This window comes from Rhodobacter maritimus (genome assembly GCF_058747975.1).
Genome location: NZ_CM179095.1, coordinates 1,261,448 through 1,279,089, shown reverse-complemented (window position 1 = coordinate 1,279,089; position 17,642 = coordinate 1,261,448). Strand labels below are relative to the sequence as shown.

The following is a 17,642-nucleotide window of genomic DNA, read 5'->3' as shown; positions in this document are numbered from 1 at the left end:
CGCCAGCCCAATCTTGCATCCTTCTGATTTAGAACTTGCAGGGAGGGTGCTTCATGGCGTCTTACAATGAGATCACCGTATCGACCCTGGCCCGACTAATGGGCACACCGGCATGTCCCGTCCTGCTCGATCTGCGCCTGGACGAAGATTTCGATGCCGACCCACGCCTTGTTCCCGGGGCATTGCGCCACCCGTTCGACGCGGTGGCGGGGCTTTTACCGGAACTCGGTGACAGGGCGGTCGTCGTCTATTGCCAGAAAGGGCTGAAGATCAGCCAGGGAGCGGCCGCCATTCTGCGGACAGAAGGGGTCCGGGCAGAGGTGCTTGAAGGTGGGCATTTTGCCTGGCGCGATGCGGGACAACCGATGGTGCCGGCCGCAAAACTGCCGCCACGCGATGCGGATGGCCGCACCCTTTGGGTGACCCGCCACCGCCCGAAGATCGACCGCATCGCCTGCCCCTGGCTCATCCGCCGATTTGTCGACCCGCGGGCCCAGTTCCTGTTCGTCTCGCCATCGCAGGTGTTGAATGTCGCCGATCGTTTCAGCGCGACTCCATTCGACATGGAGGATGTATTCTGGAGCCATCGCGGCGCGGCATGCACCTTCGACACGATGATCGAGGAATTCGGGATCGACCACCAACCGCTCGACCGGCTTGCCACGATCGTGCGCGGCGCGGATACCGACAGGCACGACCTTGCGCCCGAGGCGGCCGGGCTTTTGGCGGCGTCGCTGGGTCTGTCCCGCATGTTCCGCGACGACCTCGAACAACTCGAGGCCGGGATGCTGCTTTACGATGCGCTTTACCGTTGGGCGAGGGATGCCACCGGGGAATGTCACGATTGGCCTGCGGCATCGACGCGGGCCTGAACGATGTCACATCCCGCAGACACCCCGGCATCCGAAGGGCCAAGCCTCGCCGACACCACCCGTGTCTGGTGGAAGATCGGCGTCCTCTCTTTCGGTGGTCCGGCCGCGCAGATCGCCCTCATGCACAAGAAAATCGTAGAGAGCAGAAGATGGCTGACCGAGCAACAATTCCTGAATGCACTCAGTTTCTGCATGCTGCTGCCCGGACCGGAAGCGATGCAGTTGGCAACCTATGCCGGCTGGCGCCTTCATGGCATCCTTGGCGGATTGATCGCGGGATTGCTGTTCGTGATACCCGGTGCCGCTGTCATCATGACGCTTGCCACGATATACGCTCTTCTGGGCGATGTGCCGCTTGTGGAAAGCCTGTTCTACGGGATCAAGGCCGCAGTTCTCGTGATCGTGGTCGAGGCGCTTTTGCGCGTCTCGAAGAAAGCCCTTTCGAAGCGGGTGCACTGGATGATTGCCGGGCTGGCCTTTGCCGGCATCTTTTTTCTGTCGATCCCCTTCCCGCTGATCGTTCTGCTGGCCGCGCTCTTCGGATGGCTGACGGCCAGCCCTGAAACCGCCCCCGAAACCGAGACACCCAGGCCCGTTCCGACAGGCCGGACGATCGGCACGGTGGCAATCTGGCTGGGTGTCTGGGCGCTGCCATTCCTAGTGCTCATGGTTCTGGACGCGAACCCGATATTGATCGAGATCGGGGCGTTCTTTTCCAAGCTTGCCGTCGTGACATTCGGCGGCGCCTATGCCGTCCTCGCCTACATGGCACAGGACGTAGTGGTAGAGTTCGGCTGGCTGACGGCGGGGGAAATGGTCGACGCGCTCGGCCTTGCCGAAACGACCCCCGGCCCCCTGATCCTCGTGACCCAGTTTGTCGGGTTTCTGGCAGGGTTCAGGGAAGGCGGCCTGCCCCTTGGTTTCGCCGCCGCCCTCGTGGCGCTTTGGGTAACGTTCGCGCCGTGCTTCCTTTGGATTTTCGTCGGTGCTCCCTATATCGACTGGATTTCGAACCAGCCCAGACTGCGTGGCGCCCTCAAGGCGATCACTGCTGCCGTGGTGGGCGTGATCCTTAACCTCTCGATCTGGTTCGCACTCCATGTTCTCTTCGCGGAGGTCACAAGGCGGGGCTGGGGTCCGCTTGCGCTTTGGTCGCCCACCCTGTCCTCGGTCGAGTGGCGCGCCGTGGTTCTGTTCGCCCTCAGTTGTGTTCTGGCCTTCCAACTGCACTGGGGCATCATCAGGATATTGGGGGCCTCATCCTTGTTGGGTATCGCCTTGGGGTTTCTTTTATAACGAACGCCAACACGGGCTTGCGAAATCCCCAAGAGGGGCCGGTGCCGCAAGGCGTGGGGCCTACGGCCCCACCGCCTGCAACACCAAGACCGGTCATGTTTTACGGACAGGCGGCGCGGTATTCGCGACCATAGGCATCGCGATAGATACACTGGTTGCCATCCTGAGTGCGCCCGACATAATCGCCGGCGATCGCACCAAGCGTGCCGCCGATCGCGGCACCGGCCAGCCGGTCGTCATCGCCCGAAACGGCCGCGCCAAGCGCCGCGCCCGTGGCCGCCCCCGCAAGCGCGGTCTGCTGCGGCGTTTCACAACCGGCAAGGAGCCCGGCGAAAGGCAGAACAAGAAGGATCTTTTTCATCGTGTCTCTCCTGTGGTTTGGGCCTTGATCCATCGCCACCTCGGCAATGCTGCATCCCAACGCAACAGTTGCCGCATGGTTCCGACCCGACAAAACACGGTGCCGTGCGCGAAAGGGAAAAGCGGCGGATATTCGCGCGCGCGCCTTTCCCCCGGCGAAACCCCGCGCATCGGCGCATGGTGCGATTTGGGGCGAAAAGCGCGCGGCATTTGCCCGTTTTCGCCTTGCTTCCAAGGCGCGCGGCCAATAGAAGGGCGGCTGATTTAGCATCAAGGCGCTTGCGCCGCCCGACAGCAGAACAGAGGAAACCCCATGCAGGTCACCGAGACCCTCAACGAAGGCCTCAAGCGCGGCTACACGATCACCATCGCCGCCGCCGAACTCGACGCCAAAGTCACCGAAAAGCTGCTCGAGGCGCAGCCCGAGATCGAGATCAAGGGCTTTCGCAAGGGCAAGGTTCCGCTGCCGATGCTGCGCAAACAGTTCGGCGCCCGCGTTCTGGGCGATGCGATGCAGGAATTTGTCGACGCCGCCATGTCCGAGCATTTCGAGAAAAGCGGCGATCGCCCCGCCCTTCAGCCCAAGATCGAGATGGAAGGCGGCGAGAACTGGAAAGAGGGCGACGATGTCGTCGTGACCGTCGCCTATGAGGCCCTGCCCGCGATCCCCGAGGTCGACCTGGGCGACATCACGCTTGAGCGCATGGTCGTCAAGGCCGAGGACGCCGCCGTGACCGAGGCGCTCGAGAACCTTGCCAAGAACGCGCAGAACTTCGAGGACCGCAAGAAAGGCTCCAAGGCCAAGGACGGCGATCAGGTCGTGATCGACTTCGAGGGCTTCGTCGATGGCGAGGCGTTCGAGGGCGGCAAGGGCGAAGACTATCCGCTCGTGCTCGGCTCGGGCTCGTTCATTCCCGGCTTCGAGGATCAGCTTGTCGGCGCCAAGGCCGATGAGGATGTCGAAGTGAAGGTGGCCTTCCCCGCCGAATACGGCGCCCAACACCTGGCCGGCAAGGACGCGGTGTTCAAATGCACCGTCAAGGCGGTCAAGGCCCCCAAGCCCGCCGAACTGGACGACGAACTGGCCAAGCGCTACGGCGCCGAGGATCTGGCCGCGCTGAAAGGCCAGATCGCCGAGCGTCTGGAGGCCGAATACAGCGGTGCCGCGCGCGCCGTTCTCAAGCGCGGGCTGCTCGATCAGCTTGACGCGAAGGTGAAGTTCGAGCTGCCCCCCTCGCTGGTCGAGGCCGAGGCAGGCCAGATCGCGCATCAGCTGTGGCACGAGGAAAACCCCGACGTGCACGATCACAACCACGATTCGATCGAAGCCACCGACGAGCACAAGGCCCTGGCCGAACGCCGCGTGCGCCTTGGCCTTCTGCTGGCCGAACTGGGCCGCGCCCAGAAGATCGAGGTCACCGATTCCGAGATGACCCAGGCCGTGATGAACCAGGCCCGCCAGTATCCGGGGCAGGAACGCGCCTTCTTCGAATTCGTGCAGCAGAACCCGCAGATGCAGCAGCAACTGCGCGCGCCGATCTTCGAGGACAAGGTGGTGGATTTCATCATCGCCGGCGCCAAGGTCTCGGAGAAGGAAGTCTCCAAGGACGACCTGCAAAAGGCCATCGAAGCGCTTGACGAGCTTTAAGGCGGTATCCGCCCGACAGGAAAAGGGCCGCACCTTCGGGATGCGGCCCTTTTTCATGGCGCCGGACGCCTAGGGCGTGATGCGGATCAGCGCGCCGGGATTGTCGTCCTCGATCACCCAAAGCGCGCCATCGGCCATCACCGCGACATCGCGGATGCGCCGCTGCATGGCAAAACGCTCCAGTTCCTGCGCGCGGCCGTCCGCGTCGATCCCCACGCGCACGAGCGCCCGGCTGCGCAACCCGCCGATCAGCAGGTTGCCGCGCCAGTCGGGAAAATCCGCCCCCTCATAGAACACCATCCCCGCCGGTGCGATGACCGGCGTCCAGTAAAGCGCGGGCGGCGCGAATTCCGGCCGCGTGGCATGGTCAGGAATGGGCCAGCCGCTATACTGGCGACCGTTCGATACCGCGGGCCAGCCGTAATCCGCACCGTCGCGGATCAGGTTCAGCTCATCCCCGCCGCGCGGCCCCATCTCATGGGCCCAAAGCCGCCCCTGGTCGTCGAAGACAAGGCCGTAGGGGTTGCGGTGCCCGCGCGAATGCACCACGGGCGCCCCGCCCCCGGCGGGAAAACGCAGGATCACGCCGCGCAGGATCCCCGGCCCCATCTCCTCCGGGCGCATCCTGTCTCCGACCGTCAGGAACAGATCTCCCTGCGGCAAAAAGGCAATGATCCCGCCGGGTTGCCCGCCCCCGCCGCCGGGTTCCTGGCGCCAATGCTCGCGCAGATCCTCAAGCGATTGCGCCCCCAGGCGGGCCGAAAGCAGGGCCAGATCGCCGCCCGGCGCGCCGGGCACCACCGCGCTCAGCCAGATCCGCCCGTCCGGCCCGGCCGCCACGTCAAGCAGGCCGTTCTGCCCCCGCGCCTCGACCTGCGGCACCCCGCCGATCCGGGTCTTCCCGCCCGTCGCGGTCACATGCCACAAACCACCCGGCTTTTCCGTAATCAGCGCCCCGCCCCCGGGCAGCGGCGCGATCGCCCAGGGCGTGTCAAAGCGCGCAAGAATGTCCTGCCGGAAGGCCGGGGCAACCGCCTCCCGCCCGCCCGCATTGTTGTCCGCCCCTTGCGCCAGGGCGGGAAGCGCCAGCATCCATGCCAGCATCGCAACCCGGATCGCGCGCATCATTACCTCCGGTTCGGTCTTTCCCGAAGGTAGCGGATGGGGCCGACTTTTCCAGCCCTCAACGAAAAACCGCGCCCCGAAGGGCGCGGCCTCTGTGTGCTTTCGTGATGGCCCGAAGGGCTCAGGCTTCGCCTTCGTCCTCGTTCGCCGCACCGATCTCGTCGAACAGTTCGGCAATCTCGAACTCGGCCTGCGCCTCGGCTTCGGCCGCCAGTTCCTGGATCGACTTACCCGAAGCCTGAAGTTCGGCCTCTTCGTTCGAGCGCGCGACGTTCAGCGTGACCGACACGTCGACCTCGGGGTGCAGGATCACATGCACCTCGTGCAGACCCAGCTCCTTGATCGGCGCCTTCAGCGCGACCTGCTTCTTGTCGACGCTGAAACCCGCGGCGGTCGCGGCATCGGCGGCATCGCGCGGCGTAACCGAACCGTAAAGCGCACCGGCATCCGAGGCCGAGCGAATCACGATGAAGACCTCGCCGTTCAGCTTGTCGGCCAGCGCCTCGGCTTCCTTGCGGGTCTCCAGGTTGCGGGTCTCAAGCTGCACCTTGCGGGCCTCGAACGAGGCGATATTGGCCTCGTTGGCGCGCAGCGCCTTGCCCTGCGGCAGCAGGAAGTTGCGGGCATAACCGTCGCGGACATTCACGACTTCGCCCATCTGGCCAAGCTTGGCCACACGTTCCAGAAGGATGACTTGCATCGGGGTCTCTCCTTACTTCACGGCATAGGGCAGCAGGGCCAGGAACCGGGCGCGCTTGATCGCGCGGGCCAGTTCCCGCTGCTTCTTGGCCGAAACGGCGGTGATGCGCGCAGGCACGATCTTTCCGCGCTCGGAGATGTAGCGCTGAAGCAGACGCACATCCTTGTAGTCGATCTTCGGCGCGTTCTCGCCCGAGAACGGGCAGACCTTGCGACGACGGAAAAACGGTTTGTTTGCCATGTCTTAGCTCCTCTCAGCGATCAACGGCGCTCGCGGCGTTCGCCGCGCTCGGGACGGCCTTCACGCTCGTCGCGCTTCTGCATCTGGACCGAGGGGCCCTCTTCATGCGCTTCGACCTTCACGGTCAGAACGCGCATCACGTCGTCATGCAGACGGGCCAGGCGCTCCATCTCCTGAACGGCCGCGGCGGGCGCGTCCGATTTCAGGAAGGCATAATGCCCCTTGCGGTTCTTGTTGATCTTGTAGGCCATGGTCTTCACGCCCCAATACTCGTTCTCGACAACCTTGCCGCCGTTATCCGCGAGTACGGTGGTGAAATGTTCGATAAGGCCTTCGGCCTGCGCGTTGGAAAGGTCCTGACGCGCGATAAGGACATGCTCGTAAAGCGGCATGTGTGCTCCTCTGTCTCTTCGGGCGCGCTTCATAGGCGGGTCACCCTTTCCACGCCCCGCCACGAGAGGCCACGCCGGTTTCGCAAATGCGGAAAGGATGCGGGTTCTTAGGGAAAACCCCGCCCCGATGCAAGCGCAATCCCCACCCTTTCACCAGAGCGTAAATATCCCGGGGGGTCCGGGGGGCAGCGCCCCCCCGTTGCCCGCTCCCCGGCCACCCCGACGCCCGCCCCGGCGCTTGCCCCGCCGCCCGCCCCGGTCTAGAAGCCCGCCAAGCCCATCAACGAAAGGTCCGCCGATGATCCCGCGCTATTCCCGCCCCGAAATGGTGAATATCTGGTCGCCCGAGACCAAATTCCGGATCTGGTACGAGATCGAGGCCCATGCCTGCGACGCGCAGGCCGCACTCGGCGTGATCCCCAAGGCGAATGCCGAAGCCGTCTGGCGCGCGAAGGACGTGGAATTCGACGTGGCCCGCATCGACGAGATCGAGGCCGTGACCAAGCATGACGTGATCGCCTTCCTCACCCACCTGGCCGAGCATATCGGGTCGGAAGACGCGCGCTTCGTGCACCAGGGGATGACCTCCTCGGACGTGCTCGACACCACGCTCAACATCCAGCTCGTGCGCGCGGCCGACATCCTGCTGGCCGATATGGACCGCGTGCTCGCCGCGCTGAAAAAGCGCGCCCACGAGCACAAGGACACCATCCGCATCGGCCGCAGCCACGGCATCCACGCCGAGCCCACCACCATGGGCCTGACCTTCGCGCGCTTCTACGCCGAGATGGACCGCAACAAGAACCGCCTCGAAAAGGCCCGCTGGGAAGTTGCCACCGGCGCGATCTCGGGCGCGGTCGGGACGTTCGCCAATATCGACCCCGCGGTCGAGGAGCATGTCTGCGAAAAACTCGGCCTGCGCCCCGAGCCGATCAGCACGCAGGTCATCCCGCGCGACCGTCACGCGATGTTCTTCGCCACGCTCGGCGTCATCGCCTCCTCGATCGAGAATATCGCGATCGAGATCCGCCACATGCAGCGCACCGAGGTGCTCGAGGCCGAGGAATTCTTCTCCAAGGGCCAGAAGGGCTCGTCGGCCATGCCGCACAAGCGCAACCCCGTGCTGACCGAGAACCTCACCGGCCTTGCCCGCCTCGTGCGCATGGCCGTGATCCCCGCGATGGAGAACGTGGCGCTCTGGCATGAACGCGACATCTCGCATTCCTCGGTCGAGCGTGCCATCGGCCCCGACGCCACCGTCACGCTCGATTTCGCGCTGAACCGGCTTGCGGGCGTGGTCGAGAACCTCGTGATCTATCCCGACAACATGCTGGCGAACATGAACAAGTTCAAAGGCCTCGTGATGTCGCAGCGCGTGCTTCTGGCGCTGACCCAGGCCGGCGTATCGCGCGAGGACGCCTATCGCCTCGTGCAGCGCAACGCGATGAAGGTCTGGGAACAGGGCGCAGATTTCAAGGAAGAACTGCTCAAGGACGCCGAAGTCACCGCCGCGCTCTCGCCCGCCGAGATCGAGGAGAAATTCGACCTCGGCTATCACACCAAGCATGTGGAGACGATCTTCCACCGCGTCTTCGGAGACTGATCACGCAAGCGTGACACGGGGGGCGGGGCGATTCGTGGTCTCATGAAGGCTCAAGGAAAGGAGACGACCATGAAGACCACAATTTTCGCGGCCTTGGCACTGACGCTCCTGCCGGCGATCGCTGCGGCCTGCCCCTACAAGGACAAGACGGCGTCGATGTCCTGCCCTGCCGGCCATGTCTGGGATGAAACCGCACGCAACTGCGTGATCCAGTCCAGCTGACGTAACCCGCCGTTAACCCGCCTCTGCCAGCTTGCATCAGGCACAGCCAGCGGAGGACGGGGTGAACGCGATCACATCTCTTGACGGCACCCGCGATTTCGCGCCGGTGAAGGCGCGGATTGTGCCGCTTGATCTGTCCAGCAGACAGAAGGCCGCCGTGATCGTGCGGCTTCTGATGGCAGAGGGTGCGCAACTGCCCCTTGCCGAGTTGCCGGAGTCCGTCCAGACCGCGCTGACCGAAGAGATCGACGCGATGCGGATGATCGACCGTGAAACCTTAGCCGCCGTGGTGGCCGAGTTCGGCGATCTTCTGGAAGCCGTGGGCCTGTCCTTTCCCGGCGGCCTCGACGGCGCGCTGAGCATGCTGGACGGGCATCTTTCCGCCCCCGCCGCAACCCGGTTGCGGCGGATCGCATCGGCCGGGCAGCGCCGCGATCCGTGGGATTGCATCACCGCCGCGCCGCCCGAGGCGCTCTTGCCCCTGCTGGAGGAGGAAAGCGCCGAAATCGGCGCCGTCATGCTCTCGAAGCTGTCGGTCGAGAAGGCGGCCGAGCTGATCGGCCGCCTGCCCGGCGACAGGGCGCGCCGGCTGGCCTATGCCGTTTCGCTGACCGGCAATATCGCCCCCGCTGCGGTGGCCCATATCGGCAGCGCCCTTGCGGCACGGCTGGACACCGCCGCCCCCCGCGCCTTCGATACCGGCGCGGGCGCGCGCGTCGGCGCCATCCTGAACGTCTCGCCCGCCGCCACGCGCGAGGCGGTGCTGCGCGGCCTGGAGGAAGAGGATCAGGCCTTCGCCGACGAGGTGCGCCGCGCCATCTTCGTCTTCGCCGACATCCCCGCCCGGATCGCACCGCGCGACATCCCCCGACTGCTGCGCGAGGTCGATCAGGCCGTGCTTGTCACCGCGCTTGCAGGCGCAGAGGGGGCAGAGGCGCAGGCCGCCGAATTCGTGCTCGGCAACATCTCGCAGCGCATGGCGGCCAATCTGCGCGAGGAAATGCAGGCCCGCGCCCCGGTGCGCGCCAAAGATGCCGAAGAGGCGATGACCGCGATTATCCTTGCCATTCGCAGGCTGGAAGAGGCGGGCGAACTGACCCTGACACAGGTGGAGGAAGCAGGCTGAGCGGGAGCCCCCCATGGGACGCAAAGATCCGCAGACATGGCCGGATCGGGGGCCGCCTGCCCCCGCGGTCCTGCCCGCCCGCCCGAAGCGCAGGGCGACTAAGCCGCATCCCGCGCCAGAGCGCGCAACACCTCCAGCGCCAGATCCTCCTTGCCATCCGGCACGAACAGATGGTCATGGAAGAAGCCTGAAACGGGGTTCACACCCATATCATGGGCGGCAAGCGCGGTGGTGATCCGCGCCAGAAAGCCCACCGCATCCAGCGCGGAGTGAACCTTGAGCGTGATCATCCGGCAGGGAAATTCATGGGCGAGGCCCCGCGCCTCGGCCTCTTCCCGCCGCAGGATGCAGGTCACACCTTCGGTTTCCCGAAACATCATCCTGGGGCGAAGCCCGTCCAGTGCCATCCCCTCCGGCATCGTCACAAAGACGTATAGCCCGGTGTCGAGCGTCGCCGACATCGTGCGAAGCAGGGTGCGCAGATCGCTCTCGCCGCTCATGGCCTTTCCTCCCGGTCTGTCCTGCCGCATGAAGCCGCCGGAAGGCGCGATCTTGCCCCCCGCTTTTTCGACGTGCAACTGCCCCTTTGCATGCCTCCGAGGACAGCATCCGGCAGGCCGGCGACTCGACCGCACCACGCGCCTACGGTCGCCCGGATGGCGGGCTTTGCGCAAAATCCCGCGGGCCCGCACGCCGAGTCAGCGCAACCGTTACCGCCAACGGCGGGATGTTTTCGCTAACACATTGATCTGCCGGGTTTTCCGAAAAGGCATGCCATGATATTTCCTGAAGGCAGGACAAGCGCGACAGCCCGGCGTCGCACATTTGGAGAGCGCACATGACCGTCACCGTCGGAATCAACGGCTTCGGCCGCATCGGCCGTTGCACATTGGCCCATATCGCCGAAGCGACGCGCAACGACGTGCAGGTCGTGAAGATCAACGCGACCGGCCCGATCGAGACGAACGCCCACCTGCTGAAATATGACAGCGTGCATGGCCGTTTCGGCGGCCCTGTGAAGGTCAGCGGCAACACGCTGGACCTCGGCCGCGGCCCGATCGAGGTCATGTCGACCTACAACCCTGACGAGCTGGACTGGGAAGGCGTCGACGTGGTGCTGGAATGCACCGGCAAGTTCAACGAACGCGACAAGGCCGCCGTCCACCTGACCCGCGGCGCCAAGCGCGTCCTGGTGTCTGCCCCTGCCAAGAATGCCGACAAGACCGTGGTCTACGGCGTGAACCACCGCCAGCTTCTGCCCGAGCATCTTGTCGTCTCGAACGGCTCGTGCACGACGAACTGCCTTGCGCCGCTGGCCAAGGTGCTGAACGACACGATCGGGATCGAGCGCGGCATCATGACCACGGTGCATTCCTATACCGGCGACCAGCCCACGCTGGACCGCCGCCACAAGGACCTTTACCGCGCCCGCGCCGCCGCCATGGCGATGATCCCCACCTCGACCGGCGCGGCCAAGGCGCTTGGCGAAGTGCTGCCCGAGCTGTCGGGCAAGCTGGACGGCACCGCGCTGCGCGTGCCCACGCCGAACGTCTCGGCCGTCGACCTGACCTTCGAGGCCGGCAAGTCCGTCACCCGCGACGAGGTGAACGAGATCGTGCGCGAAGCGGCGCAGGGTTACATGGGCATGGTTCTGGCCTATGACCCCGAGCCGAAGGTCTCGATCGACTTCAACCACACGCCCTACTCGTCTATCTTCGCCCCCGACCAGACCAAGGTTGTCGGCGGCCGCACCGTGCGGGTGCTGGCCTGGTATGACAACGAATGGGGCTTCTCCTGCCGGATGGCCGATGTGGCCGGCGCGATGGGGCGGCTCCTGTAACAGGAGTGCAATGAACAACGCCGTCGCTCTGGGCCTTGGCGCCCTGATCCTGCTTCTCGCCCTCGTCGATGGCTTTGCCAACGGCGGGGGCGCGCTGCTCTTCCTTGCCCAAAAATTCCTGATCCTGGTCGATTACGTCGCCTTCTGGCGCTGAGCCGACGATAGTTTCGGTTGACCTTTGCGCCAAAATACACATGTTAGCGCAAACGCGCCGGCCCCGCGTCGCAACATCTTCACCCCAAGGAGGCGAGAATGACGATCAAGGTGGCAATCAACGGCTTCGGACGGATCGGGCGCAACGTGCTGCGCGCGATCATCGAATCGGGACGCACCGATATCGAGGTGGTGGCGATCAACGATCTTGGCCCGGTCGAGACGAACGCCCACCTGCTGCGTTTCGACAGCGTGCATGGCCGCTTTCCCGCCGAGGTGACGACCACGGAGACCACCATCGACGTGGGGCGCGGCCCGATCGCGGTGACGGCGCTTCGCAATCCCGCGGAACTGCCCTGGAAGCATGTCGACATCGTGCTGGAATGCACCGGCATCTTCACCGACCGCGACAAGGCCGCCATCCACCTGGAGAACGGTGCAAGCCGCGTTCTGGTCTCGGCCCCGTCGAAGGGCGCCGACAAGACCGTGGTCTACGGCGTGAACCACGACACGCTGACGCGCGACGACCTGATCGTCTCGAACGCCTCCTGCACCACGAATTGCCTGTCGCCCGTGGCCAAGGTGCTGAACGACGCCATCGGCATCGCCAAGGGCTTCATGACCACGATCCACAGCTATACCGGCGACCAGCCCACGCTGGACACCTATCACCGCGATCTCTACCGCGCCCGCGCCGCCGCGCTGTCGATGATTCCGACCTCGACGGGGGCCGCGAAGGCCGTCGGCCTCGTGCTGCCCGAGCTGAACGGCAAGCTGGACGGCGTGGCGATCCGCGTGCCCACGCCCAATGTCTCGGTGGTGGACATGGTCTTCGAGGCAACCCGCGACACCAGCGTGGACGAGATCAACGCCGCGATTCGCACGGCCGCCGACGGGCCGCTGAAAGGCATCCTGGGCTATACCGACCGGCCCAATGTCAGCTCGGACTTCAACCACGACCCGCATTCCTCGGTCTTCCACATGGACCAGACGCGAGTGATGGAGGACCGGATGTGCCGGATCCTCAGCTGGTATGACAACGAATGGGGCTTTTCCAACCGCATGGCCGATACGGCCGTGGCGATGGGAAAACTGCTCTAGGCCCCTGCCCCGGCATAACGCTCCGTCAGGGCCAGCTTCACATCCGGCGTGACGAATTTCGACACGTCGCCCCCCAGGCGGGCGATCTCCTTGACCAGTTTCGAGGCGATCGCCTGGCGGCGCGCATCGGCCATGAGGAACACCGTCTCGACCGAGGCGTCCAGCGCGCGGTTCATGCCAACCATCTGGAATTCATACTCGAAATCGGCAACCGCGCGCAGGCCGCGGATGATGACCTGCGCGCCGACATCGCGCGCGCAGTCGATCAGCAGGTTGTCGAACGGATGCACGACAATCTCGGCGCTGCCCGGCGTCACGATCCGCGAACATTCGGCCTGAAGCATCTCGACCCGCTCTTCAAGCGAGAACAGCGGCCCCTTGTCGCGGTTGATAGCCACGCCGATCACCAGACGGTCGACCAGCGCCATGGCGCGCTGGATGATGTCCATATGTCCCAGCGTCACGGGATCGAAGGTTCCCGGGTAAAGGCCGATACGCATGCGGGCAAGTCCTCCTAAGCCGGAACGATGCTGCGCGAAAGCAACACCACCGCGCCCCGGATTGCAAGTAATTGGCGGCGAAATACCTCAGTTGCCCATGATCATGCCGGTCAGGGCGTCCTTCTCCATCGCCAGCTCTTTCAGCCGCGCGAAGACCGTGTCCCCGATCGAGATAAGCCCGATCATGATGCCATCCTCGACCACCGGCATGTGCCGGAACCGGCCCTCGGTCATGCGCTCCAGCACATCGAGCGCGCCGTCGGCCCGCGTGCAGGTGACAAGATCGGCCGTCATCAGGTCCTGCACCTTCTCGTCCATGGCGCCGGGGCCCAGCTTGCCCATGGCGCGCACGATATCGCGCTCTGACAGGATCCCCATCGGCCGCTTGCCGTCGCTGGAAACGATCACCGCGCCGATCCGCTTTTCGGACAGCAGTTTCGTGGCCTCGCCCACCGTCGCCGTCGGGGCGATGGTGACAACGCCGTCGCCCGCCCCGCCATCGGCCTTCAGTTTCAGGATCTGTTGAACGATCATTGCATCCTCCCAAAGGTATGGGATCAGCGTCACCCCAGCGGCGCCGTCTGTCAAGTCAGGGTTGCGCGGTAAGCCCTTCCAATCGCGCGACTTCCCGGCGGATTTCGTGCCCCAGGGCATCGGTCAGGCGGCGCAGCCGCTCGGATCGGCGGTCATCCGCGTGCCGGATCAGCCAGAAGGTGCGCGTCAGCGCGATCTGATCGACCAGCACCTTGCGCACCCCCGGCGTGTAGGGAATGGCGAAGTCGTGCACGATGGCCAGCCCCGCCCCCGCCCGCACCGCCTGCATCTGCACCGAAACCGAGTTCGACGACAGCCCGAGCCGGTCCACCCCGGTCTCGGCCAGATAGTCCAGCTCCTTGTCGAAGATCATGTCGGGAATATAGCCGATCAACCGATGGCCGCGCAGATCGGCCTTCGAGCGGATCGGGGGGTGGCGGCGCAAATAATCCTCATGCGCGGCCAGATGCAGCTTGTAATCGGCCAGCTTCTGCACCGTCAGCCGCCCGGCATTGGGCCGCGATACGGCAATGGCCATGTCGGCCTCGCGTTTCGACAGGTTGAAGACGCGCGGCAGCGCCACGATCTGGATTTCAAGCCCCGGATGGGCATCGCAAAGCTTGGCGCAGACCTGCGGCAGCAGGTAATTCGCGCAACCGTCCGGCGCACCGATGCGCAACTGCCCCGTCAACTGCCCCGCCGCACCGCCCAGATCCTCGACCGCGCCGGCAAGCGCCTGCTCGGCCTGCTCGGCATGCGGCACCAGGCGCGCGCCCGCATCGGTCAGCGCATAGCCCTGCGGGGATTTGACGAAAAGCGGCACCTCCAGCGCCTCTTCCAGCCGCGCGATCCGGCGCCCCACGGTGGCCGCGTCGATCTTCAGCCCGCGCCCGGCCGCCGACAGGCTTTCGCTGCGCGCAACAGCAAGGAAAATACGCAGATCGTCCCAGTCCGGCATCCCGCCACCTTTGCAATAATGCAAAACGCTTTTGCCAACCTGCCTCTTTCCCGGTGAAAAACGCAAGCCTAAGATGCCAGCATCACATTTCGGGAGGAGGATGCCATGAAAGAGATTGGACACTGGATCAACGGCAAACTGGTGGCAGGCACGTCCGGCCGCTTCGCCGATGTCTTCAACCCTGCCACCGGCGAAGTGCAGGCCAAGGTCGCCCTTGCCACCAGGGCCGAGCTCGACTCCGCCGTGGCCGATGCCGCGAAAGCCCAGGTCGCCTGGGGCGCCACCAACCCGCAGCGCCGCGCCCGCGTGATGATGGAGATGGTCCGCCTGATCAACCGCGACATGGACAAGATGGCCGAGGTTCTGTCGGCCGAGCACGGCAAGACCTTCCCCGACGCCAAGGGCGACATCCAGCGCGGCCTTGAGGTGATCGAGTTCTGCATCGGCGCGCCGCACATGCTGAAGGGCGAGTTCACCGACAGCGCCGGCCCCGGCATCGACATGTATTCCATGCGCCAGCCGCTTGGCGTGGCCGCGGGCATCACGCCCTTCAACTTCCCCGCCATGATCCCGCTGTGGAAGATGGGCCCGGCGCTTGCCGCGGGCAACGCGATGATCCTCAAGCCCTCGGAACGCGATCCGTCGGTCCCGCTGATGCTGGCGGCACTGTTCAAGGAAGCGGGCCTGCCCGATGGCGTGTTGCAGGTCATCAACGGCGACAAGGACTCGGTCGACGCGATCCTTGACAACGAGACCATCCAGGGCATCGGCTTCGTCGGCTCGACCCCGATCGCGCATTACATCTATTCGCGCGGAACCGCGAACGGCAAGCGTGTGCAATGCTTCGGCGGCGCGAAGAACCACATGATCATCATGCCCGACGCCGATCTCGATCAGGCCGCCGACGCGCTGGTGGGTGCAGGCTACGGGGCGGCGGGCGAACGCTGCATGGCGATCTCGGTCGCGGTGCCGGTGGGCGATGAAACCGCCGACCGCCTGATCGAAAAGCTCGTGCCGCGGATCGAGAAGCTGAAAGTCGGCCCCTGGACCGCAGGCGACGACATCGATTACGGCCCCGTCGTCACCGCCGCCGCCAAGGCCAATATCGAGCGGCTGGTCGAAACCGGCGTGAACCAGGGCGCCAAGCTGGTCGTCGACGGGCGCGGCTTCACCCTGCAAGGCTATGAGAACGGCTTCTTCGTGGGGCCCCACCTCTTCGATCACGTCACTCCCGACATGGACATCTACAAGAACGAGATCTTCGGTCCCGTCCTGTCCACCGTGCGCGCCAAATCCTACGAAGAGGCGCTTGGCCTGGCAATGGATCACGAATACGGCAACGGCACCGCGATCTTCACCCGCGATGGCGACACCGCCCGCGATTTCGCCAACCGGGTGAATGTCGGCATGATCGGGATCAACGTGCCGATCCCGGTGCCGCTGGCCTATCACACCTTCGGCGGCTGGAAGAAATCGGCCTTCGGCGACCTCAACCAGCACGGCGGGGATGCCTTCCGGTTCTACACCCGGACCAAGACCGTCACTTCCCGCTGGCCCTCGGGCATCAAGGAAGGCGCGGCCTTCAACTTCAAGGCGTTCGACTGACGACACGCCTGGCCCCGCCGGAGGATGCCTCCGGCGGGGATATTTCAGCTCTGAAGAACCCCGCTTCTCCTGAGAGAAATATCCCGGGGGAGGTGCGGAACGCACCGGGGGCAGCGCCCCCTTCCGCGATCCGGCTTTGCGGGACGGAGGGCTTGCAAAACTCCTGCAAGGATTGAAAACTAAACAGGCGTTCAATTCGTCGAATTCGAGGGGGGAGAAGATGGATTTCGCACTGAGCGAAGAGCAACAGGCCATATTCGACATGGCGCGGGCATTCGGGCAGGAGCATATCGCCCCGCATGCCCGCGACTGGGAGGCGGCGGGGACCATTCCCCGCGCGCTTTGGCAGAAGGTCGCGGAACTGGGGTTGGGCGGGATCTATGTGTCCGAGGAATATGGCGGCTCGGGTCTGTCGCGCCTGGATGCGACCCTCGTGTTCGAGGCCCTGGCGATGTCCTGTCCCGCGGTCGGGTCCTTCCTGTCAATCCACAACATGTGCGGCGGCATGATCGACAAGTTCGGCTCGGACGCGGACAAGGCCCGCTGGCTGCCTGATCTGTGCTCGATGGAGAAGGTGTTCTCCTACTGCCTGACCGAGCCGGGATCGGGGTCGGACGCGGCCGCGCTGCGCACCCGGGCCGAGAAGACGAACGAGGGCTGGACGCTGAACGGCACCAAGGCCTTCATCTCGGGCGGCGGCTATTCGGATGTCTATATCGCCATGGTCCGCACCGGCGAGGACGGGCCGCGCGGCATTTCGACCGTAATCGTCGAGGACAAGGCGCCGGGGCTGTCCTTCGGCGGGCTTGAGGACAAGATGGGCTGGCGCGCCCAGCCCACCGCGCAGGTTCAGTTCGACGACTGCCAGATCCCCCATGACAACCTGCTGGGCGAAGAGGGCAAGGGCTTCGTCTATGCCATGGCCGGTCTGGACGGGGGGCGGCTCAATATCGCGGCGGGGGCGCTTGGCGGCGCGCAGGCGGCGCTGGATGCGACGCTGGCCTATATGGGCGAGCGCAAGGCCTTCGGCAAAACGCTCGATCAGTTCCAGGCGTTGCAGTTCCGCCTGGCCGAGCAGGAGGTCAAGCTGCAATCGGCGCGCATCTTCCTGCGCCAGGCGGCGTGGAAGCTGGACAACCAGGCGCCCGATGCCACGAAATTCTGCGCGATGGCAAAGCTTTACGTCACCGACGCGGCCTTTGACGTGGCCAATCAGTGCCTGCAACTGCATGGCGGCTATGGCTATCTGGCCGATTACGGGATCGAGAAGATCGTGCGCGACCTGCGCGTGCACCAGATCCTTGAGGGCACGAACGAGATCATGCGCCTGATCGTCGGGCGCGCGCTTCTGGCGGAAAGGGGCTGAG

The 17,642-nt window shown here is 65.0% G+C and carries 20 protein-coding genes; 11 read left to right on the top strand and 9 right to left on the bottom strand.

All coding sequences use genetic code 11. The features are described 5' to 3' along the window. Nucleotides 1–53: 53 nt before the first annotated feature. Both AC4PTO_RS06420 and chrA read left to right on the top strand, forming a co-directional pair. The gene (locus AC4PTO_RS06420) at nt 54–872 is read left to right on the top strand and encodes a chromate resistance protein ChrB domain-containing protein (RefSeq protein WP_492732902.1); all 819 of its coding nucleotides are present in this window, start codon (nt 54–56) and stop codon (nt 870–872) included. 3 nt (nt 873–875) lie between these two features. Next, a complete protein-coding gene (gene chrA / locus AC4PTO_RS06415) occupies nt 876–2,168 on the top strand; it encodes a chromate efflux transporter (RefSeq protein WP_492732901.1) in 1,293 nt (430 codons plus the stop codon). 100 nt (nt 2,169–2,268) lie between these two features. Here the strand turns inward: chrA and AC4PTO_RS06410 are convergent, their stop codons facing one another. Continuing rightward, nucleotides 2,269–2,529, bottom strand: coding sequence for a YMGG-like glycine zipper-containing protein (locus tag AC4PTO_RS06410; protein ID WP_492732900.1), 261 nt, complete (start codon nt 2,527–2,529; stop codon nt 2,269–2,271). Between the two features lie 312 nt (nt 2,530–2,841). Between AC4PTO_RS06410 and tig the strand changes: the two genes are divergently transcribed. Further along, on the top strand, nt 2,842–4,176 hold the full coding sequence (gene tig / locus AC4PTO_RS06405) for a trigger factor (protein ID WP_492732899.1): 1,335 nt from the start codon (nt 2,842–2,844) through the stop codon (nt 4,174–4,176). Nucleotides 4,177–4,245: 69 nt separating this feature from the next. On the opposite strand, the gene AC4PTO_RS06400 is transcribed toward tig, so the two are convergent. The 4 genes from AC4PTO_RS06400 to rpsF all read right to left on the bottom strand — a co-directional run bounded on the left by AC4PTO_RS06400 (nt 4,246) and on the right by rpsF (nt 6,633). Continuing rightward, the gene (locus AC4PTO_RS06400) at nt 4,246–5,301 is read right to left on the bottom strand and encodes a PQQ-dependent sugar dehydrogenase (RefSeq protein WP_492732898.1); all 1,056 of its coding nucleotides are present in this window, start codon (nt 5,299–5,301) and stop codon (nt 4,246–4,248) included. A 121-nt stretch (nt 5,302–5,422) separates the two neighbouring features. Further along, the gene (rplI, locus tag AC4PTO_RS06395; protein ID WP_492732897.1) at nt 5,423–6,001 is read right to left on the bottom strand and encodes a 50S ribosomal protein L9; all 579 of its coding nucleotides are present in this window, start codon (nt 5,999–6,001) and stop codon (nt 5,423–5,425) included. A gap of 12 nt (nt 6,002–6,013) precedes the next feature. Then, nucleotides 6,014–6,241, bottom strand: a complete 228-nt coding sequence (rpsR, locus tag AC4PTO_RS06390; protein WP_068765176.1) for a 30S ribosomal protein S18 — start codon at nt 6,239–6,241, stop codon at nt 6,014–6,016. Between the two features lie 20 nt (nt 6,242–6,261). Continuing rightward, a complete protein-coding gene (rpsF, locus tag AC4PTO_RS06385) occupies nt 6,262–6,633 on the bottom strand; it encodes a 30S ribosomal protein S6 (protein ID WP_492732896.1) in 372 nt (123 codons plus the stop codon). 298 nt (nt 6,634–6,931) lie between these two features. Between rpsF and purB the strand changes: the two genes are divergently transcribed. From purB to AC4PTO_RS06370, 3 genes are all read left to right on the top strand, one after another. Beyond that, a complete protein-coding gene (purB, locus tag AC4PTO_RS06380; protein ID WP_492732895.1) occupies nt 6,932–8,236 on the top strand; it encodes an adenylosuccinate lyase in 1,305 nt (434 codons plus the stop codon). Between the two features lie 69 nt (nt 8,237–8,305). Continuing rightward, nucleotides 8,306–8,458, top strand: coding sequence for a hypothetical protein (locus tag AC4PTO_RS06375; protein WP_492732894.1), 153 nt, complete (start codon nt 8,306–8,308; stop codon nt 8,456–8,458). Nucleotides 8,459–8,519: 61 nt separating this feature from the next. After that, entirely contained in the window at nt 8,520–9,584 is a 1,065-nt protein-coding gene (locus AC4PTO_RS06370; RefSeq protein ID WP_492732893.1) for a FliG C-terminal domain-containing protein, read from the top strand. Between the two features lie 98 nt (nt 9,585–9,682). On the opposite strand, the gene AC4PTO_RS06365 is transcribed toward AC4PTO_RS06370, so the two are convergent. Beyond that, nucleotides 9,683–10,084, bottom strand: coding sequence for an ACT domain-containing protein (locus tag AC4PTO_RS06365; RefSeq protein ID WP_492732892.1), 402 nt, complete (start codon nt 10,082–10,084; stop codon nt 9,683–9,685). A gap of 338 nt (nt 10,085–10,422) precedes the next feature. Here AC4PTO_RS06365 and gap (AC4PTO_RS06360) point away from each other — a divergent pair, with 338 nt between their 5' ends. The 3 genes from gap (AC4PTO_RS06360) (at nt 10,423) to gap (AC4PTO_RS06350) (ending at nt 12,678) form a co-directional block, all read left to right on the top strand. Continuing rightward, nucleotides 10,423–11,424 carry a type I glyceraldehyde-3-phosphate dehydrogenase gene (gene gap, locus AC4PTO_RS06360; RefSeq protein WP_492732891.1) on the top strand — a complete coding sequence of 334 codons (1,002 nt, stop codon included), beginning with the start codon at nt 10,423–10,425 and terminating at the stop codon, nt 11,422–11,424. Between the two features lie 10 nt (nt 11,425–11,434). Further along, a complete protein-coding gene (locus AC4PTO_RS06355; RefSeq protein ID WP_492732890.1) occupies nt 11,435–11,578 on the top strand; it encodes a hypothetical protein in 144 nt (47 codons plus the stop codon). Between the two features lie 98 nt (nt 11,579–11,676). After that, nucleotides 11,677–12,678 carry a type I glyceraldehyde-3-phosphate dehydrogenase gene (gap, locus tag AC4PTO_RS06350; protein ID WP_492732889.1) on the top strand — a complete coding sequence of 334 codons (1,002 nt, stop codon included), beginning with the start codon at nt 11,677–11,679 and terminating at the stop codon, nt 12,676–12,678. Here the strand turns inward: gap (AC4PTO_RS06350) and coaD are convergent. The 3 genes from coaD to AC4PTO_RS06335 all read right to left on the bottom strand — a co-directional run bounded on the left by coaD (nt 12,675) and on the right by AC4PTO_RS06335 (nt 14,670). Further along, a complete protein-coding gene (gene coaD / locus AC4PTO_RS06345; RefSeq protein WP_492732888.1) occupies nt 12,675–13,178 on the bottom strand; it encodes a pantetheine-phosphate adenylyltransferase in 504 nt (167 codons plus the stop codon). The two genes, gap (AC4PTO_RS06350) and coaD, sit on opposite strands and share 4 nt — an antisense overlap. 87 nt (nt 13,179–13,265) lie before the next feature. Next, the gene (locus AC4PTO_RS06340) at nt 13,266–13,712 is read right to left on the bottom strand and encodes a CBS domain-containing protein (RefSeq protein ID WP_492732887.1); all 447 of its coding nucleotides are present in this window, start codon (nt 13,710–13,712) and stop codon (nt 13,266–13,268) included. 55 nt (nt 13,713–13,767) lie between these two features. Then, nucleotides 13,768–14,670, bottom strand: a complete 903-nt coding sequence (locus tag AC4PTO_RS06335) for a LysR family transcriptional regulator (RefSeq protein ID WP_492732886.1) — start codon at nt 14,668–14,670, stop codon at nt 13,768–13,770. Nucleotides 14,671–14,775: 105 nt separating this feature from the next. On the opposite strand from AC4PTO_RS06335, the gene AC4PTO_RS06330 reads away from it, so the two are divergent. Next, nucleotides 14,776–16,275: a CoA-acylating methylmalonate-semialdehyde dehydrogenase gene (locus AC4PTO_RS06330; protein WP_492732885.1), complete on the top strand. Its 1,500-nt coding sequence runs from the start codon at nt 14,776–14,778 to the stop codon at nt 16,273–16,275. A gap of 220 nt (nt 16,276–16,495) precedes the next feature. After that, complete coding sequence (locus tag AC4PTO_RS06325) at nt 16,496–17,641, top strand: acyl-CoA dehydrogenase family protein (RefSeq protein WP_492732884.1); 1,146 nt, start codon at nt 16,496–16,498, stop codon at nt 17,639–17,641. The last annotated feature ends 1 nt before the right edge of the window (nt 17,642 follow it).

What these genes read in the sequence shown, in the direction of transcription:
- AC4PTO_RS06420 (WP_492732902.1), top strand. Translation starts at nt 54, where the DNA reads ATGGCGTCTTACAATGAGATCACCGTATCGACCCTGGCCCGACTAATG.
- chrA (WP_492732901.1), top strand. Translation starts at nt 876, where the DNA reads ATGTCACATCCCGCAGACACCCCGGCATCCGAAGGGCCAAGCCTCGCC.
- AC4PTO_RS06410 (WP_492732900.1), bottom strand. Translation starts at nt 2,529, where the DNA reads ATGAAAAAGATCCTTCTTGTTCTGCCTTTCGCCGGGCTCCTTGCCGGT.
- tig (WP_492732899.1), top strand. Translation starts at nt 2,842, where the DNA reads ATGCAGGTCACCGAGACCCTCAACGAAGGCCTCAAGCGCGGCTACACG.
- AC4PTO_RS06400 (WP_492732898.1), bottom strand. Translation starts at nt 5,301, where the DNA reads ATGCGCGCGATCCGGGTTGCGATGCTGGCATGGATGCTGGCGCTTCCC.
- rplI (WP_492732897.1), bottom strand. Translation starts at nt 6,001, where the DNA reads ATGCAAGTCATCCTTCTGGAACGTGTGGCCAAGCTTGGCCAGATGGGC.
- rpsR (WP_068765176.1), bottom strand. Translation starts at nt 6,241, where the DNA reads ATGGCAAACAAACCGTTTTTCCGTCGTCGCAAGGTCTGCCCGTTCTCG.
- rpsF (WP_492732896.1), bottom strand. Translation starts at nt 6,633, where the DNA reads ATGCCGCTTTACGAGCATGTCCTTATCGCGCGTCAGGACCTTTCCAAC.
- purB (WP_492732895.1), top strand. Translation starts at nt 6,932, where the DNA reads ATGATCCCGCGCTATTCCCGCCCCGAAATGGTGAATATCTGGTCGCCC.
- AC4PTO_RS06375 (WP_492732894.1), top strand. Translation starts at nt 8,306, where the DNA reads ATGAAGACCACAATTTTCGCGGCCTTGGCACTGACGCTCCTGCCGGCG.
- AC4PTO_RS06365 (WP_492732892.1), bottom strand. Translation starts at nt 10,084, where the DNA reads ATGAGCGGCGAGAGCGATCTGCGCACCCTGCTTCGCACGATGTCGGCG.
- gap (WP_492732891.1), top strand. Translation starts at nt 10,423, where the DNA reads ATGACCGTCACCGTCGGAATCAACGGCTTCGGCCGCATCGGCCGTTGC.
- AC4PTO_RS06355 (WP_492732890.1), top strand. Translation starts at nt 11,435, where the DNA reads ATGAACAACGCCGTCGCTCTGGGCCTTGGCGCCCTGATCCTGCTTCTC.
- gap (WP_492732889.1), top strand. Translation starts at nt 11,677, where the DNA reads ATGACGATCAAGGTGGCAATCAACGGCTTCGGACGGATCGGGCGCAAC.
- coaD (WP_492732888.1), bottom strand. Translation starts at nt 13,178, where the DNA reads ATGCGTATCGGCCTTTACCCGGGAACCTTCGATCCCGTGACGCTGGGA.
- AC4PTO_RS06340 (WP_492732887.1), bottom strand. Translation starts at nt 13,712, where the DNA reads ATGATCGTTCAACAGATCCTGAAACTGAAGGCCGATGGCGGGGCGGGC.
- AC4PTO_RS06335 (WP_492732886.1), bottom strand. Translation starts at nt 14,670, where the DNA reads ATGCCGGACTGGGACGATCTGCGTATTTTCCTTGCTGTTGCGCGCAGC.
- AC4PTO_RS06330 (WP_492732885.1), top strand. Translation starts at nt 14,776, where the DNA reads ATGAAAGAGATTGGACACTGGATCAACGGCAAACTGGTGGCAGGCACG.
- AC4PTO_RS06325 (WP_492732884.1), top strand. Translation starts at nt 16,496, where the DNA reads ATGGATTTCGCACTGAGCGAAGAGCAACAGGCCATATTCGACATGGCG.